This window comes from Acinetobacter sp. NBRC 100985 (genome assembly GCF_000241225.1).
GTDB lineage: Bacteria > Pseudomonadota > Gammaproteobacteria > Pseudomonadales > Moraxellaceae > Acinetobacter > Acinetobacter venetianus.
On record NZ_BAEB01000001.1, the window covers coordinates 18953 to 34786 of the forward strand.

General features: G+C 40.0%; 16 protein-coding genes and 1 pseudogene. 9 read left to right on the plus strand and 8 right to left on the minus strand.

Annotation, left to right across the window (positions count from 1 at the left end; all coding sequences use genetic code 11):
• Nucleotides 1-144: 144 nt before the first annotated feature.
• The 3 genes from ACT4_RS00095 to ubiG are packed head-to-tail and all read right to left on the minus strand — an operon-like array spanning nt 145 to nt 2341.
• Complete coding sequence (locus tag ACT4_RS00095; protein WP_007478182.1) at nt 145-891, minus strand: YciK family oxidoreductase; 747 nt, start codon at nt 889-891, stop codon at nt 145-147.
• A gap of 38 nt (nt 892-929) precedes the next feature.
• Nucleotides 930-1628 (minus strand): HAD family hydrolase, encoded by a 699-nt coding sequence (locus ACT4_RS00100; RefSeq protein ID WP_007478183.1) that lies wholly within the window; start codon nt 1626-1628, stop codon nt 930-932.
• Nucleotides 1628-2341: a bifunctional 2-polyprenyl-6-hydroxyphenol methylase/3-demethylubiquinol 3-O-methyltransferase UbiG gene (gene ubiG / locus ACT4_RS00105; RefSeq protein ID WP_004882158.1), complete on the minus strand. Its 714-nt coding sequence runs from the start codon at nt 2339-2341 to the stop codon at nt 1628-1630. The genes ACT4_RS00100 and ubiG overlap by 1 nt, the downstream gene beginning before the upstream one ends.
• A 180-nt stretch (nt 2342-2521) precedes the next feature.
• Here ubiG and ACT4_RS00110 point away from each other — a divergent pair, with 180 nt between their 5' ends.
• Entirely contained in the window at nt 2522-3142 is a 621-nt protein-coding gene (locus ACT4_RS00110) for a thiol:disulfide interchange protein DsbA/DsbL (RefSeq protein WP_007478185.1), read from the plus strand.
• Nucleotides 3143-3193: 51 nt separating this feature from the next.
• Here the strand turns inward: ACT4_RS00110 and ACT4_RS00115 are convergent, their stop codons facing one another.
• Nucleotides 3194-3832, minus strand: a complete 639-nt coding sequence (locus tag ACT4_RS00115) for a TetR/AcrR family transcriptional regulator (protein ID WP_004882156.1) — start codon at nt 3830-3832, stop codon at nt 3194-3196.
• A 107-nt stretch (nt 3833-3939) separates the two neighbouring features.
• Nucleotides 3940-4590 (minus strand): TetR family transcriptional regulator, encoded by a 651-nt coding sequence (locus tag ACT4_RS00120; protein ID WP_004882151.1) that lies wholly within the window; start codon nt 4588-4590, stop codon nt 3940-3942.
• A 500-nt stretch (nt 4591-5090) separates the two neighbouring features.
• Here ACT4_RS00120 and ACT4_RS00125 point away from each other — a divergent pair, with 500 nt between their 5' ends.
• The 6 genes and pseudogenes from ACT4_RS00125 (at nt 5091) to ACT4_RS00145 (ending at nt 10991) form a co-directional block, all read left to right on the plus strand.
• Nucleotides 5091-6116: a ferredoxin reductase gene (locus ACT4_RS00125; protein WP_007478187.1), complete on the plus strand. Its 1026-nt coding sequence runs from the start codon at nt 5091-5093 to the stop codon at nt 6114-6116.
• Nucleotides 6117-6149: 33 nt separating this feature from the next.
• Entirely contained in the window at nt 6150-7292 is a 1143-nt protein-coding gene (locus ACT4_RS00130) for an acyl-CoA desaturase (RefSeq protein ID WP_171054746.1), read from the plus strand.
• A 97-nt stretch (nt 7293-7389) separates the two neighbouring features.
• Nucleotides 7390-8105: pseudogene (gene rph / locus ACT4_RS17070) on the plus strand (ribonuclease PH).
• A gap of 144 nt (nt 8106-8249) precedes the next feature.
• Complete coding sequence (locus ACT4_RS17215) at nt 8250-8393, plus strand: hypothetical protein (protein ID WP_171054742.1); 144 nt, start codon at nt 8250-8252, stop codon at nt 8391-8393.
• Between the two features lie 20 nt (nt 8394-8413).
• Nucleotides 8414-10594, plus strand: a complete 2181-nt coding sequence (locus ACT4_RS00140; RefSeq protein ID WP_007478191.1) for a phosphocholine-specific phospholipase C — start codon at nt 8414-8416, stop codon at nt 10592-10594.
• 205 nt (nt 10595-10799) lie between these two features.
• Nucleotides 10800-10991: a hypothetical protein gene (locus ACT4_RS00145; protein ID WP_004882142.1), complete on the plus strand. Its 192-nt coding sequence runs from the start codon at nt 10800-10802 to the stop codon at nt 10989-10991.
• Here the strand turns inward: ACT4_RS00145 and nadC are convergent.
• Complete coding sequence (gene nadC / locus ACT4_RS00150; RefSeq protein WP_007478192.1) at nt 10988-11833, minus strand: carboxylating nicotinate-nucleotide diphosphorylase; 846 nt, start codon at nt 11831-11833, stop codon at nt 10988-10990. The genes ACT4_RS00145 and nadC overlap by 4 nt on opposite strands.
• Nucleotides 11834-11978: 145 nt before the next feature.
• On the opposite strand from nadC, the gene ampD reads away from it, so the two are divergent.
• Both ampD and murJ read left to right on the plus strand, forming a co-directional pair.
• Complete coding sequence (gene ampD / locus ACT4_RS00155) at nt 11979-12572, plus strand: 1,6-anhydro-N-acetylmuramyl-L-alanine amidase AmpD (RefSeq protein ID WP_007478193.1); 594 nt, start codon at nt 11979-11981, stop codon at nt 12570-12572.
• Nucleotides 12573-12634: 62 nt separating this feature from the next.
• Nucleotides 12635-14185 (plus strand): murein biosynthesis integral membrane protein MurJ, encoded by a 1551-nt coding sequence (murJ, locus tag ACT4_RS00160; RefSeq protein ID WP_171054743.1) that lies wholly within the window; start codon nt 12635-12637, stop codon nt 14183-14185.
• A 47-nt stretch (nt 14186-14232) separates the two neighbouring features.
• Here the strand turns inward: murJ and ACT4_RS00165 are convergent, their stop codons facing one another.
• Together ACT4_RS00165 and ACT4_RS00170 are read right to left on the minus strand one after the other, a co-directional pair.
• Nucleotides 14233-14916 carry an FKBP-type peptidyl-prolyl cis-trans isomerase gene (locus ACT4_RS00165; protein WP_034604329.1) on the minus strand — a complete coding sequence of 228 codons (684 nt, stop codon included), beginning with the start codon at nt 14914-14916 and terminating at the stop codon, nt 14233-14235.
• Nucleotides 14917-14961: 45 nt separating this feature from the next.
• Nucleotides 14962-15669, minus strand: a complete 708-nt coding sequence (locus ACT4_RS00170; protein WP_007478196.1) for an FKBP-type peptidyl-prolyl cis-trans isomerase — start codon at nt 15667-15669, stop codon at nt 14962-14964.
• Nucleotides 15670-15834: the final 165 nt, after the last annotated feature.

Below are 15834 nucleotides of genomic sequence, written 5' to 3' on the forward strand. Positions count from 1 at the left end.
CTACTGTACGTTAAAAATGCAGAGAAACTGTGAAGATCAATTCATTATTCGATTAAAATAATGAAGAGACTTTAGTCATTTCGCTGAAAACAGCATCTTTAACAACAGTGTTCAATGTTATTTAGAATTATTCTATAAAATTAATTAACCTTGTGCATCAATACTTTGCCCGTTCATCTCTAAACTATCATCACCCATAAGGTAGAGATACGCTGGCATGATGCTATCAGGTGTTGGAAGCACTTTCGGATCTTCTTCAGGATAGGCTTTTGCACGCATTGCAGTACGTGTGCCACCTGGGTTGATACAGTTAAAACGAATGTTTGGATACGTATTTTCTGCAGCAAAGATCTTGCTCATCGCTTCAGTTGCAACTTTAGAAACAGAATATGCTCCCCAAAGTGCACGTGCTTCACGGCCCACGCTTGAGCTGGTAAATACCACAGAAGCTTGTTCAGATTTCTCAAGTAATGGCAGCAACGCTTGAGTCAATGCAAAAGGCGCACGTAAGTTGACCGCCATTACATCATCCCAAACATCAACAGGATAATGCGCAAGTTCAACTCGATCGCCGAGCATACCTGCATTATGCAAAATGCCATCAAGGCGACCAAATTGTTGCTCAAGCGTATCGACTAAAAGTTCATAGTCGTGGCTTGAAGCCGTTGAAAGTTGTAAGGGTAAAATCGCAGGTTGGGGTGCTCCTAAGCCTTCGATTTCATCATAAATCACTTCGAGCTTATTAAGGGTACGGCCATGCAAAACAACTGTTGCGCCGTGAAGGGCATAACTCATAGCAGCAGCACGTCCGATCCCATCACCTGCACCAGTAATCAGGATAATACGATCTTTTAATAGATCAGGACGAGGTTGATATTCTGAATATTTCATTGTTATGCCTCCTGTTATGATCTTCAATATAATAATGTTTAACCCATCATACCCTGATTTTCTGACAAAACAGTGATTTTCTGTTTAAGCAGTTGATGGAGTTCAGGGATGGTTTGAATAATGGCATCAGCTTGCCATGCTGCGAGATCGTCACGTGATTCAACAGGTAAATAACCATAAGCTGCTAAGATAGTGTACATGTCCGCATTACGACCTGCATCGATGTCACGCGGATGATCGCCTACATAAATAATCTCTTGCACATCAATATCGAGCTGTTTTGCTGCAAGATACATGGGTTCAGGATCAGGTTTGGTCTTGCTGACATCCTCAGGGCAAACCAGCACTGCACAGCGTTCAGTGAGATTCAATTTTGCCAATAGTGACTCACTTAAACTGCGTGGTTTATTGGTGACAATTCCCCAAGGAATTTGATGTGCTTCAAGCTCCTCAAGCAAAGGATACATCCCTAAAAAGAGATCGGTATCGACCACAATATTGTCACCATACACATCTAAAAAGCGTTGGCGATGTGCTAAAAATACAGGATCAGTGACATCTAATTCTGGATAAACCAGTTTGACCATGGCACGCGCACCTTCAGACACTTGGGTGCGAATGGTCTCAGCATCAACAACAGGGCGTTGTTCATCACGACACATCTGCTGGATGATGCGGATAAAATCCGCAGCAGTATCGATTAAGGTACCATCAAGATCAAATAAAACAGCTTTCATTAAGCACCTGTATTCGTAGTATGAACCATATAATTCACATCAACATTTGGTGCTAACCAATAGTGTTTGGTGATTGGATTATAATGAAGCCCAGTCATTTCCTTTAAGGTCAATCCTGCATTACGAATATCATGTGCCATTTCAGAAGGGCGAATAAATTTATGATAATCATGCGTACCTTTTGGTAGTAAACGCAGCACGTATTCGGCACCAATAATGGCAAATAAATAAGATTTAGGGTTGCGGTTAATGGTTGAAAAGAACACATGACCACCGGGTTTGACTAAGCTTTGGCAGGCTTTTACGATAGATGCAGGATCAGGAACGTGTTCCATCATTTCCATGCAAGTCACTACATCGTATTGACCTGCTTGCTCTTGAGCCAGTTGCTCAACTGGAATCTGGCGATATTCAATATTTTGCACATTGTCTTGTTGTGCATGTAAGCGACCAACAGCAAGTGGTGCTTCGCCCATGTCGATACCAAGGACATTTGCACCGCGGCGAGCCATACTTTCTGCCAAAATTCCGCCACCGCAGCCGACATCGATCACTTTTTTGCCCGCTAACCCGCCAACACGTTCATCAATCCAATTTAAGCGTAATGGATTAATCTGGTGTAGAGGGCGGAACTCAGAATGTTGATCCCACCATTTGGCAGCCAGTGCTTCAAATTTTGCGATTTCTTGTGGGTCAACATTCAATTGCGACATGGTGTCACCTCTATATTTTAGGATGATTATTTCGGTTTAATCTGTTGGTAGTGTAGCGATTCTAGAAAAAAAAGCGATAAATCCAATAAAAAACTTCACAGAAGCAAAACGAATTGGTCGTGTTTGTTTTATATTTAGCATATAAACTTACGAAAAATGCTTAGAGGAAAAGCAAACTCAATGAAAAAGTTAGTATTAGGTGGTTTAAGTGCGGCTGTAATGGCATTTTCAATGAATGCAATGGCTGCGGATTTTGTTGCTGGTAAAGATTATATCGTGGTTGCAAATCCAGGTAAGACAGCCGCACCTGCAGGACAGCTCGAAGTTCGAGAATTTTTCTGGTACGGTTGCCCGCACTGCTTCAAGCTTGAGCCACATATGCAAACGTGGTTGAAGAAAATTCCAAAAGATGTTTATTTCCTTCGTACACCAGCGGCAATGAACAAAGTATGGGAACAAGGTGCGCGTGGTTACTACGTGTCTGAAGCGCTTGGCGTGCGTAAGAAAACACATATTCCTTTGTTCCACGCGATTCATGAAGGTGGTCAGCAGATTTTTGACCAAGCATCACAAGCGAAATTCTTTGCGCGTTATGGCGTCCCTGAAGCGAAATTTAATAGCATGTTTAACTCTTTCCCGATCACAGCAAAAATTGCTGAGTCAAATAAATTGGCTCAACAGTACCAGTTGACGGGTGTACCAGCAGTTGTTGTAAACGGTAAATACGTTGTACAAGGCGAAGACGGTAAAGTGACTCAAGTTATTGATTACTTATTGGAAAAAGAGCGTAAAGCAAAATAATTTGTGTTTCGCAAAGATTAAAAAAGGACTGTTAATACAGTCCTTTTTCTTTTAATTCTTTTCGTCGAGATGAAATTCTTTTAAATCAATTTGCACGGTTTGCGTTGGCAAAGAGAGTGCTTGACTGACATAGAGGTTGATTAATTTCTGGCGTGAACCAATTGAACGTTGATAATAACTTGAGTTTAAAAGCAACGCAGCGCCATAAGTTAGTGACCAGATATAAGATAAATAGTCACGAATCGACATATCATAGTTCTGCGATTTTAAATATTTCTCAGTCATATCTTTCAAAGAAACAATACGTTGCTGGCGAACTTCATAAAGCTCATCAAATAGATGCTTTAACTTTGATTCGGTCATCGTTAAATGCTCTTCGAGCTGATGCAGCAAAATCGTACGACTAGGTGCCATCAGGTGATGCAACATATAACGAGGTGCGTATTCTTTGAAGTCAGTGTTGTACTGGTCTGAAATCTTTAGAATTTCTTTTTCATTTTGAATGATTAATTCAAGTAGCAATTCATTTTTGCTACGAAAATGCTTGTATAAAGTGCCCTTAGCAATATCTAGTTCGGCAACCAGTTCATCTAAGGTCATTTCTTGGTTGTTTTCTAATAATAATTTTTCCGCAACCTGCAAAATTTTTTCTTTACGAATTAAGAACTGGGTATGACGATCAGGATTCATGATGCTTATAAGCTCCTCATAGTGTTCTAAACGGCATCGCATAATTGTTGAACACAATCATAATGCTAAGCAATGCTTTTATATATCAAACTTTAGCTTTGATATGATCAAGCGTTTTGTGGTTCCCAATTTGAGATACCGCGGAATAATAAGCGTACTTGCGTCGCTGCATTATCAATAAAGAGGTTTTGCTGTTCCAGTAGATGATCAATCGTAAATTGTTTTGGTAAATTGATCCATGTCATTGCCCATGTAAATGACATATTAATTAAGATGGTCGATAAGACTTGCAGATCTTTGGCTTCTTTTATGTGCTTAAAGGTCTCAAGCTTGCATAAGTCGATAGCAAGGTCTTCAATTAAAAACTCAATTTCGCGTGCGATTGCGATCCGAACGGATTCTGAACCACCCCAACGCTCCGCAATCATAAACTGCCATTGTTGTGGGCTGTGGTTAACTGCCTGTACAAATAGCTCAATACTAGTACGTGTTTTCGCACCGCCACTATGCTGTAAATAACTTTGTCCAAGTTGATGAATCAAACTTTTTAAGTGCAGCGAAACTTGGTCAACAAGCTCTTGCCCCAAAGCTTCCATATCTTGGAAATGACGATAAAACGCAGTTGGTACTAAACCAACTTCACGTGCAACTTCACGCAAACTAATACTACTAAATGAGCGCCCTGAAGTACTCAGGTGAAGTGCCGCATCTAGTAGAGCCTGCCGACTTTGTTGTTTTCGTTCATCTCTAATCGACATGAATAAGACTCATTGAAACCGTACAGCAGAGTCTAGCAAAAAAAACAGGATTTTTTTAGCCCTGAGCGAGGATTAAACAAAGCAACTTTTATCCTGAGAAGCGTCTAAAGCTTCGCAAGAAGATGAACAGCTGTGCTGTGAATATGGGGTTAAATAAAGCTACTGTGTCTTGAAAAGCCCCTCTTAAGCCTCGTAAGAAGAAAACAATCTGAGCGCTGAGAAGTCTTTATAAGCTTATCAAAAAGCTGATTAGTCATTTGAACAGGAAATGATGATTCTTAATCAAGATGCATAGATGTATTGGTGAAGGACTGAATACGTTGTGATCAAAAACTATTTTCTTAATCTTTTTAAAAGCTTATTAAAAAGGATAAAAAATATTCAAAAAATTAGTGAACAAGTGTTGACTCAGTGAACACAAATAAATATAGTGTACATATGTTCACTACATGAACATTTGTTCACTCAATATAAATAGCCAGATACAAAACGAGGAACGTATGAACGCAAAGTTAGGTTATCAGCCACATTGGGTAAGAGAAGATTTCGTTGATTTTGTTTTGCAAAAAATAAAACCAACATTTGCTTGGAAACGCATTCTTGCTGAAGTGACAGCTGTGCGTCCATTAAGTACAGATATGGTTTTATTGACCTTAAAACCAAATCATAACTTTGACCTTTCTTGTGTATGTGCAGGTCAAAGTGTTTTGATTACCTTGATGATCCAAGGGGTATATCACCAACGTAGCTACTCTATTATAGATATCACTGAACAAGGTGAAATCCGTTTAGGCATTAAAGTACAAGGTCTTGTATCAAGTGCAGCACAACTTTTACATGTCGGCGAAAGTGTTGAGATTTCTCAAGCACAAGGTGATTTTGTACTCCATCAAGGACAGCAACCTGCGGTATTCATCGCATCAGGTTCTGGGATTACTGCAATTTATTCATTAGTGAAACAAGCAATTGCACAACAGTTAAAAGAAATACATGTGGTGTACTTCAACCGTGCTGAAGTCTTCCACCAAGAAATTTTGGATTTGGCGCAGCAATATCCACAAGTGAAATATCACTTTTTTAATACTGCTGAACAAAAGCAGCATTTAGATAGTGTGTTATTAAAGCAATTGGTTCCGAATTTTGCTGAATTGCAAGCCTATGCTTGTGGTCATCACAGCATGATGCGCCAAGCACAAGAAATTTATACGCAACATGGTGTAGTCGAAAATTTCCATCAAGAGTTTTTCCAACCTGTTCAACTTGAACAGTCGAATGAAGCTCAGAACATTACATTCCGTCGTTCGCAACAAAACTTTATTGCAACGACAAATCTTTTAAGCAGTGCAGAACAAGCAGGATTACGTCCACAACATGGTTGTCGAATGGGGGTATGTAATCGTTGTAGCTGTACCAAAGTCAGTGGTGTAACGCAAAACGTGCTCACAGGTGAAGTTGATGATCAGCCAAACCGTGCGATCAAATTATGTGTGAGCCAAGCCCTTAGCCCAGTCACGATTGACCTATAAAAACAAAGACATTTGAGGATTATCGCAATGAATATGGCATTAGAATTTAAAGCAGCATCAAAATCAGCTCATCTAACACCAGAGCAAATAGAAGAGTTTGGTCGTCGTGTAGAACAGATTCGTTTAGATGTAATGCAGAATCTAGGCGAACAAGATTCAAAATATATTTATAAAGTACGTAATTTCGTGCGTTATACCGAAATCGCATCTCGTGGAATGTTGATGTTCGGTGGTTGGATCCCACCAGTATGGTTGTTGGGGACAGCCATGCTTGGTGTGTCTAAGATCGTAGAGAATATGGAACTTGGTCATAACGTGATGCATGGTCAGTTTGATTGGTTGAATGATCCAAGTTTACGTGGCGAAGATTATGACTGGGACAACACCTGTTCAGGTAATGACTGGCGTTATACCCATAACTATATGCACCATACTTATACCAACATTGTCGGTAAAGACCATGATGTGGGATATGGCATCTTGCGTGTAACAGAAGATCAGAAGTGGGAAGTGCGTCATCTGTTCAATATCCCATTGGCATTACAATTGATGTTCTTCTTCCAATGGTATGTGGGCGTGCAAAACTTACATCTTGAAGATGCTTTAGTTTATAAAACCAAAACGTGGAAACAAGTTTGGGCTGACGCGGCTGAGTTCCGTAAGAAAGCTAAACGTCAAGTCTTAAAAGATTATGTATTCTTTCCAGCGATTGCGACCATTAACTTTATTCCTGTATTAGCAGGAAATGCAGTGGCAAATATTATTCGTAATCTTTGGTCATCAGCCGTGATTTTTAATGGTCACTTTACTGAAGATGCTGAAACATTTGAAGCGGATAACACTGAAAATGAAAGCAAAGCAGAGTGGTACTTACGTCAGATCCGTGGTTCGAGTAACTTTACAGGCGGTAAGTGGATGCACTTTATGAGTGGTAACTTGAGCCATCAAATTGAGCATCATTTATTCCCAGATATGCCAGCCAATCGTTATGAAGAAGTTGCACCAAAAATCAGAGCTTTATGTGCTGAATATGGCGTGAACTATAACGAAGCAAACTTTATGAAACAGTTCTGGACCGTTTGGGTACGTTTAGCGAAGTGTTCATTGCCAAATGATGTGGGTGCAAACCTAACTCAAGCATTCAGCAAACTGAAAGCAAAATTGAAGCTTGCTTAAACTGGTGAATTGTAACGAATAAGTAAAACTGAAAGTACGTGTAATTGAGCTATACTATGGCGCAATGATATTTGAGCCATAGTTTTAAGGAATCGTTATGCGTATTGACCAAAGAGCATTAGACCAATTACGTGAAGTAAAAATTACGCGTAATTATACCCGTTACGCAGAAGGTTCAGTTTTGGTTGAGTTTGGTCATACCAAAGTGTTGTGTACGGCGAGTATTGATAATTCAGTACCACGATTCCTGAAAGGTCAGGGTCAAGGTTGGGTCACTGCTGAATACGGTATGTTACCGCGTTCAACACATACCCGTAGTGACCGTGAGGCAGCACGTGGTAAGCAGACGGGTCGTACTCAGGAAATTCAACGTTTAATTGGTCGTAGCCTTCGCGCCATGGTTGATTTGAAAAAGTTGGGTGAAAACACGATTACGATTGACTGTGATGTTATCCAAGCTGACGGTGGTACACGTACTGCAGCAATCACAGGTGCAGCGGTTGCCTTGGTTGATGCGATGAATGTGTTACTGAGCAACAAAAAATTAAACAAGACCCCTTAAAGGGTTTGGTTGCAGCAATTTCGGTCGGGATGTATCAAGACGAAGTCCTACTCGATCTTTGCTACGAAGAAGATTCAAATTGCCAAACGGATTTAAACGTGGTGATGACACAAGCTGGTGAGTTTATTGAAATTCAAGGAACGGCTGAAGAAAAACCGTTCACGCGCCAGCAGTGCAATGCCATGTTAGAGCTTGCAGAGAAAGGAATCTTGGAATTGATTCAGAAGCAACAGCAAGCACTCGGTTGGTAAGTTCCAGTTGATAGTGCGGGCGGTCTGGTTTTTTTAGACCGCCTTTTTTTTATCTTCGATGTCATTGAATTGCTATAAAACAATCATTCAACTGTCATTTATATTGTATTGACTATCTGCACGAATATTTTAACGGATAGTAAAATGCGAAATTTCCTTTTAGTGCTGCTAAGTAGTAGTGTTTTCTTATTAAGTGCATGTAATGACAATGATAGTGGCGATAACAATAAACCTACGCCAACACCAGAGCCGCCAACCTCGAACTGTAAAATCCATTGCGCCCCATAATAAGAATAAGGAAATAACAAATGAACCGTCGTGATTTTTTATTAAATTCAACCAAAGCACTTTTTGGAACAGCCGCTTTAACGAGCTTTCCAATGAGCATTCAAAAAGCATTAGCGATTGATGCCAAAGTAGAAACAGGAACAATTAAAGACGTTAAACATGTGGTGATTCTGACCCAAGAAAACCGTTCGTTTGATAATTATTTTGGTACCTTGAAAGGCGTACGTGGTTTTGGTGACCGTTTTACCATCCCTTTAACTCAGGGACGTAAAGTTTGGGAGCAATACGATGCGAACAAAAACAAAGTTTATCCCTACCATTTAGACAGTACGCGCGGTAACGCACAGCGTGTCAGTGGAACACCGCACTCATGGACCGATGGGCAGTACGCATGGGATCATGGTCGTATGGGAAATTGGGTTCAATATAAACAACCTCAGTCTATGGGTTATTACAAACAGCAAGAAGTTGAGTTTCAGTTTGCTTTAGCCAATGCCTTTACTTTATGCGATGCATATCACTGTGCGATGCACACAGGAACTAACTCAAATCGTATGTTTATTTGGACAGGAACAAATGGCCCAACTACAGGAAATGTGGCCAGTGTAGTCAATGATTTAGATGCGATAGGTCCATCAACGACTGGTTATGATTGGACAACTTATCCAGAACGTTTGCAACAAGCAGGCGTAAGCTGGAAAGTTTACCAAAACATGCCAGATAACTTTACAGATAATCCCTTAGCAGGTTTTAAACAATATCGTCGTGCCAATGAATTGTCTGGGAAACCCGTCAATAACAGTACCATTTGTCCTGCCTATGATCCTGCGATTGATGCAAATCAACCATTATATAAAGGGATTGCCAACACCATGCCTGATGGCGGATTTCTTGGGACATTTAAAGAGGATATTGCCCAAGGTCAATTACCTCAAGTGAGCTGGTTGGTCGCTCCAGCGACCTATAGTGAACATCCTGGACCTTCAAGCCCAGTTCAAGGTGCTTGGTATATTCAAGAGGTTTTGAATGCTTTAACGGAGCGTCCAGAAATTTGGAGTCAGACTGTCTTTTTAATTAATTTTGATGAGAATGATGGTTTCTTCGACCATGTGCCATCACCAAGTGCACCATCTATAGATGTGTCTGGTGAGGTCTGTGGTAAGTCGACATTAACTGAAGCGCAGATGTCGTATGAATATGCAACACATGACAAGGCATCATCGGGACAGCCAAACTTTACAGATCCAAAAGTGAGTAATGGGGTTGGGGTATATGGACCAGGAATTCGTGTTCCCATGTACATTATTTCCCCTTGGAGTCGTGGTGGTTGGGTCAATTCACAAGTATTTGATCATTCTTCGGTGATTCGTTTCTTGGAACAGTGCTTTGATGTAGAAGAACCAAATATTAGTCCTTATCGTCGTGCAGTGTGTGGTGATTTAACGACAGCTTTTGATTTTGAAACACCGAATATTGTTCCATTGCCAGATCTATCAGGGAAGAAAACCAAAGCTGAAGCTGATGCAATCCGTAAAGCACAAGAAGGTTTAGCTCAGGTGAGCCGCCCGCTGAATCAAGCTTATCCAATACAAGAAACAGGCATTCGTCCATCACGTGCATTGCCATATATCCTTCATACCAGTGCCAAAGTTGATGTTGCTGCGAAAACTGTAAAGTTGATGTTCTCCAATACGGGCACACACGCAGCAGTTTTCCATGTCTATGACAAATTGAATCTGGATGCTGTACCGCGCCGCTATATGGTTGAAGCAGGCAAACAATTGGATGACATTTGGCAAACCAAAGAAAGTCGTTATGACTTATGGGTACTTGGGCCAAATGGTTTCCATCGAAGTTTTATTGGTGATTTATCTCAAGCAGAGCAGTCTGCTGCCTTACCTGAGATACGCGTATGTATGGAAGAGTGTGATCCGAAACTTTTCTTAAAAGTGCGTAATGATGCAGCTCAAACTGCAAAATTCATCGTAAAAGCCAATGCGTATTTACCAAGTCAAACATGGCAAATCGAAACAGCTGCAACAGAGAAAGAGTTAAGCTGGGATATGAGCGAGTTTGGTGGCTGGTATGATTTCACGGTGACTATGGTCAACGAGCCAAGTTATAGCCGTCGTTTTGCTGGTCGTATTGAAACAAATGAAGATTCAATTTCTGATCCATACATGGGCTTTGTTGGTTCATGATGTTTTAATTTTGCGATTGCAAAAAAACAGTCTAAACACAGTTTAGGCTGTTTTTACTTTATTCTGGCTAGAGATGTAAAACATGATGTTATCATTTTCTACATACCTTAACTGACGCATTTCATAATGTAACAGAGCACGCAAATTTGACTCATTTTGCTTTGTTAAATTTATAAAATTGAAAGAAAACAAAATAGGGATGAGAATGTTACAAGTATTTCTCGTATTTTTGACCGCAGTTACTTTTGTCTTGATGGCTGCTGACCCAAGACCTACTGATTCAACCGAAGCTAAATCAGCATGGACTGAGCGAGCTGAAGAAAGAAAAATAGAGATGCCTGAAGTTTCGGTTCAACCAAAACGTTCAGAGCAAGAGAATAAATCCGAACAAGGTTAAGCGTTAAAACGCATCGATAAATCTACAGCGGTTACATCTTTGGTAAGTACGCCCATCGAAATATAATCCACACCTGTCGTTGCGACTTCACGTAGATTTTCAATGGTGATATTACCTGATGCTTCTAATTTACAGCGTCCAGCGACATGCTTCACCGCATCAATCATTTGTTGTTGGCTAAAGTTATCCAACATCACAATATCAGCCCCAGCTTCAAGCGCCTGATTCAGCTCGTCCCAAGTTTCAACTTCAACTTCAACAGGTTTACCCGGTGCAATGTCATGTGCTTTGACAATCGCTTGGGCAATACCACCAGCTGCCATGATGTGATTTTCTTTAATTAAAAATGCATCAAATAGACCTAAACGATGGTTTTGTCCACCGCCAACAGCCACAGCATATTTTTGTGCGATACGTAATCCAGGTAAGGTTTTACGCGTATCCAATAATTTTGTATTTAATCCATCAAGCTGTTTAACGTAGTTTGCTGTTTTGGTCGCAACGGCTGAAAGCGTTTGTACAAAGTTTAATGCTGGACGCTCAACAGTGAGAAGGCTACGTGCTGAACCAGCAAGCTTTAGAAAAGCTTCATTTGCGGCAACAACATCACCTTCTTGCTTTAACCATGTAATTTGTACAGTTTCATCATATGCCTTAATTAACGCGTCAACCCAAGGCTGCCCCGCTAGAACCATCTCTTCACGAGTAATGATCGTGGCAGTTGCTTGTTCATCTACAGGTGTTAACATGGCAGTAATATCGCCATCCCCAATATCTTCTTGTAATGCTTGTTGAATATTGATTTGAATAGATTGTTCAAGCAAAGATTGAGGAATACTCATACCATTTCCAGTATATTTTTGGCCAAAAAACTTGTGCGTTATATTAGCACCCTCAACATAAAAAATAAGTATTTCGTCTCGATTATTCGTGATAAAGCATGTCAGAATGCAGCATAGAAATATTAAATTGCTGATTCGAATGACAATGCAACACTCTAAATTTGCTCAAGTTCAGGATGGTGTATTAATTGGGGCGACTCAAATAGCATCTCCAAATTTTAATGTACGTCCAGATGGCACTGATATCCAACTAATTGTAATTCATAATATTAGTTTGCCTCCTTCACAATTTGGTGGAGGCTATATTCAGCAGTTTTTTCAGAATAAATTAGATTGGTCATTGCATCCTTATTTCCAAACTATTGAGGGAATGCAAGTTTCTGCACATTTATTGATCTTGAGAACAGGTGAGGTCATCCAATTTGTGAATTTTAATGACCGTTCTTGGCATGCGGGACGTTCTAGTTATTTGGCTCAAAAAGAATGTAACGATTATTCGATTGGAATTGAGCTGGAAGGAAGTGATGATTTACCATTTGAAAAAGAACAATATCAATCACTAGTAGACGTTGTACAAACGCTTCAGCAAGCTTATCCAAAAATTCAAAATCATATTGCAGGACATTCTGATATTGCACCGAAACGTAAGACTGATCCCGGACCATTTTTTGACTGGCAGTTATTCCGTTTCCAATTATCAGCAGCAAAATTATCCAAAAAAACATCGTTCGATTTATGATTTCACAACGAAATCTATTTGGACTTTCATTACAATAACGCTTTTTAAAAGATAAGCCGTAGGTGAATGCGATGGCATTGTGGCGATCGACTGTCATTGTCAGTGCAATGACGATGTTATCCCGAGTGTTGGGATTGGTACGAGATGTCGTACTACTCAACGTATTTGGTGCAGGGAAGGACTTCGATACATTCGTTGTTGCATTTCGTATTCCTAACTTTTTTCGGCGTTTATTTGCTGAGGGTGCATTTTCACAAGCCTTTATTCCTGTTTTAACAGAATATAAGACCAGTCGAGCGCATGCCGAAGTTCAGATTTTAATTAGTCGGGTATTTGGCTGCTTATTAACAGCCATGACCCTATTAACGTTTGTGGCAATGGTTGCTGCACCTGCCATTATTTATTTGTATGCACCTGGTTTCCATAATGATCCTGATAAATTTGCATTAGCCGTTGATATGTTTCGTTTAACGATTCCATATTTGATGTTTATGTCATTAACGGCATTTGCAAGTAGTATTCTGAACAGTTATGGCTCTTTTGCCTCACCTGCATTTGCACCTGTCTTATTAAATGTTGCCATGATCGCAGGAGCATGGTGGTTAACGCCGTTCATGGCTGAGCCAATTATGGCACTAGGTTGGGCAGTCGTTGCGGCAGGTGTATTGCAGCTTGCGATTCAGATTCCTGAGTTATGGAAGAAAAACTTACTTATTCCACCAAAAGTTGATTTTAAACATGAAGGTGTAGATCGTATTTTAAAGCTGATGTTGCCAGCTTTATTTGGTGTCTCAGTAACGCAAATTAATTTATTGCTCAATACAATCTGGGCATCATTCATGCAAGACGGTTCGGTGTCTTGGCTTTATAGTGCTGAGCGAATGACGGAGCTTCCATTGGGGTTGATAGGTGTGGCAATTGGTACGGTGATTTTACCGTCATTATCAGCACGTCATGCTGAGCAAGACCAAGCCAAATTTAAGAGCATGATTGATTGGGCTGCTAAAATTATTATGTTAGTCGGTATCCCTGCCAGTATTGCTTTATTCATGTTGTCGACACCGATTATTCAAGCATTGTTCCAACGTGGTGAGTTTACCTTAGAAGATACTCAAATGACGGCTTTAGCATTGCAATGTATGAGTGCTGGGGTGATTTCATTTATGTTGATCAAAGTATTCGCACCAGGATTTTATGCACAGCAAGATACTAAAACGCCAGTGCGCGTGGGGTTAATGGCCGTTGCAGCAAATGCTATTTTAAACGTGGTATTTATTGGTTTCTTTAAACTCATTGATTGGCATGCAGAGCATATGGCACTGGCTCTTGCTTCATCTGGTTCTGCTTTGGTAAACGCAGGCATGCTCTATTTCTATTTACATAAGCGTCATATCTATCGTTTTGGTGCGCATTGGAAGAAATTATTTTTCCAATTTGCGGTAGCGAATATGATCATGATTGCAGCCTTGTGGTATGCCTTAACATGGTATCAAGGTGATGTTTCACAATGGTTCCGTATTGCAGAAGTGATTGGTCTATGTGTGGTTGGCGTTTTGGCCTATTTAATTGGTTTAGTGGCAATGGGTTTTAGACCAAGACATTTAAAACATTAATACTTAATTATTCTAAAATTAAACCCTCCGAGATGGAGGGTTTTTTGTTATTTCACTTCGATCAGTTCGATATCAAAAATCAGTGTGCTGTTTGGGCCAATTCCATCACCAGCACCAATGTCGCCATATGCTAAATCAGCAGGGATAAAGAAACGGCTTTTACCACCTTCTTTCATGGTTTGAACACCTTCGGTCCAGCCAGAAATGACTTGATTGAGTTTAAACTCAGCAGGGTGATTGCGTGCAATAGAACTATCAAAAACAGTTCCATCAAGCAAACGGCCTTCATAATTTACTTTTACCATAGAGGTGGCTTTAGGTGATTTACCTTTACCTTCTTGTAAGACTTGATACTGTAAACCTGATTTTGTTGTGATGATGTCCGCTTTCTTTGCATTTTCAGCTAAAAAAGCTTTACCTGCTTGCTCGTTTTGTTGCGCTAATTCTTGAAATTCAATCAACTGTTTTGCTTCAAGGCGTTTTTTATATTGATTTAAAACATTCGCCATTTCTTCATCGCTTAATGATGCTGTTTTACCTTGGGTCGCATCCTTTAAGCCCTGTACAAAGGTTTCAATATTTAAATCTTTCAGGGTTTCTGCATTTCCTTTACCCATCAAGTATCCATAACTATAGCCCAACTGTTCCTTTTGGGGGTTTTTTAATGTTGTCGGTGCTGCTTGAACCGTACCAATAGCTGATGCAATTAAAATTAGACTTAGTTTTTTCATTATTTCTTCCAAAATAAAGGAGAGCACATGCTCTCCTTATATCAATTATTTTACAGAGATTAATTCAACATCAAAAATTAATGTACTGTTCGGTGGAATAGAACCTGGTACGCCTTGCTCACCATATCCCAGATTTGCAGGGATGTATAACGTTGCTTTACCGCCTTCTTTCATCAGTTGTAGACCTTCCGTCCAACCAGGAATCACTTGATTGAGCGGGAATTCAATTGGCTCGCCACGATCGTAAGAGCTGTCAAAGACCTTACCATCAGTGAGCTGACCTTTGTAGTGAACTTTAACGACAGAGGTGGTAGATGGCTGTTTACCGGTACCTTCTTTAATAATTTTGTACTGTAGACCTGAAGCAGTTGTTTTGACACCTTCTTTTTTGGCATTTTCGGCTAAAAAGCTATTGCTTGTTGCTTCTGCTTTTTTCGTTTCATTTAACTGTTTTTGTTGAATTTCTTTTTGAAAATCAACATAAGCTGCTTGTAGCTCTTCTTCTGTATATGCTGCTGGTTTTTGCGCATGTGCATCGCGGAAACCAGTAATAAATGAATTTGTATCTAATTCAGGAGGTGTTTGCTTTGCAACTTCATAACCTAAGGCATAACTGATTTTTGCTACAGGTGCTGCATTTTTATCAGCTTTAGCCCCAAGTTCAGTTGTTGGATGTTGTGTAGCGTAATAAACAGGAACAAGCGCTGCACCGCCTAAAACGGCTGCAACAACAAAAGGTAAAGCTTTACTCATGAGATGTCCCGATATGAGTTCTTAGTAAAAAATATGGCATTGATCTTAGCATGTCTATGCTGATCCATTGAATAACCCATTTGAATAATACGTGTATTTTTTATTAGGTTTTTGTTTTTAACAAAAAAGCCAGATCAATTGATCTGGCTTTTTACTAACTTTAAC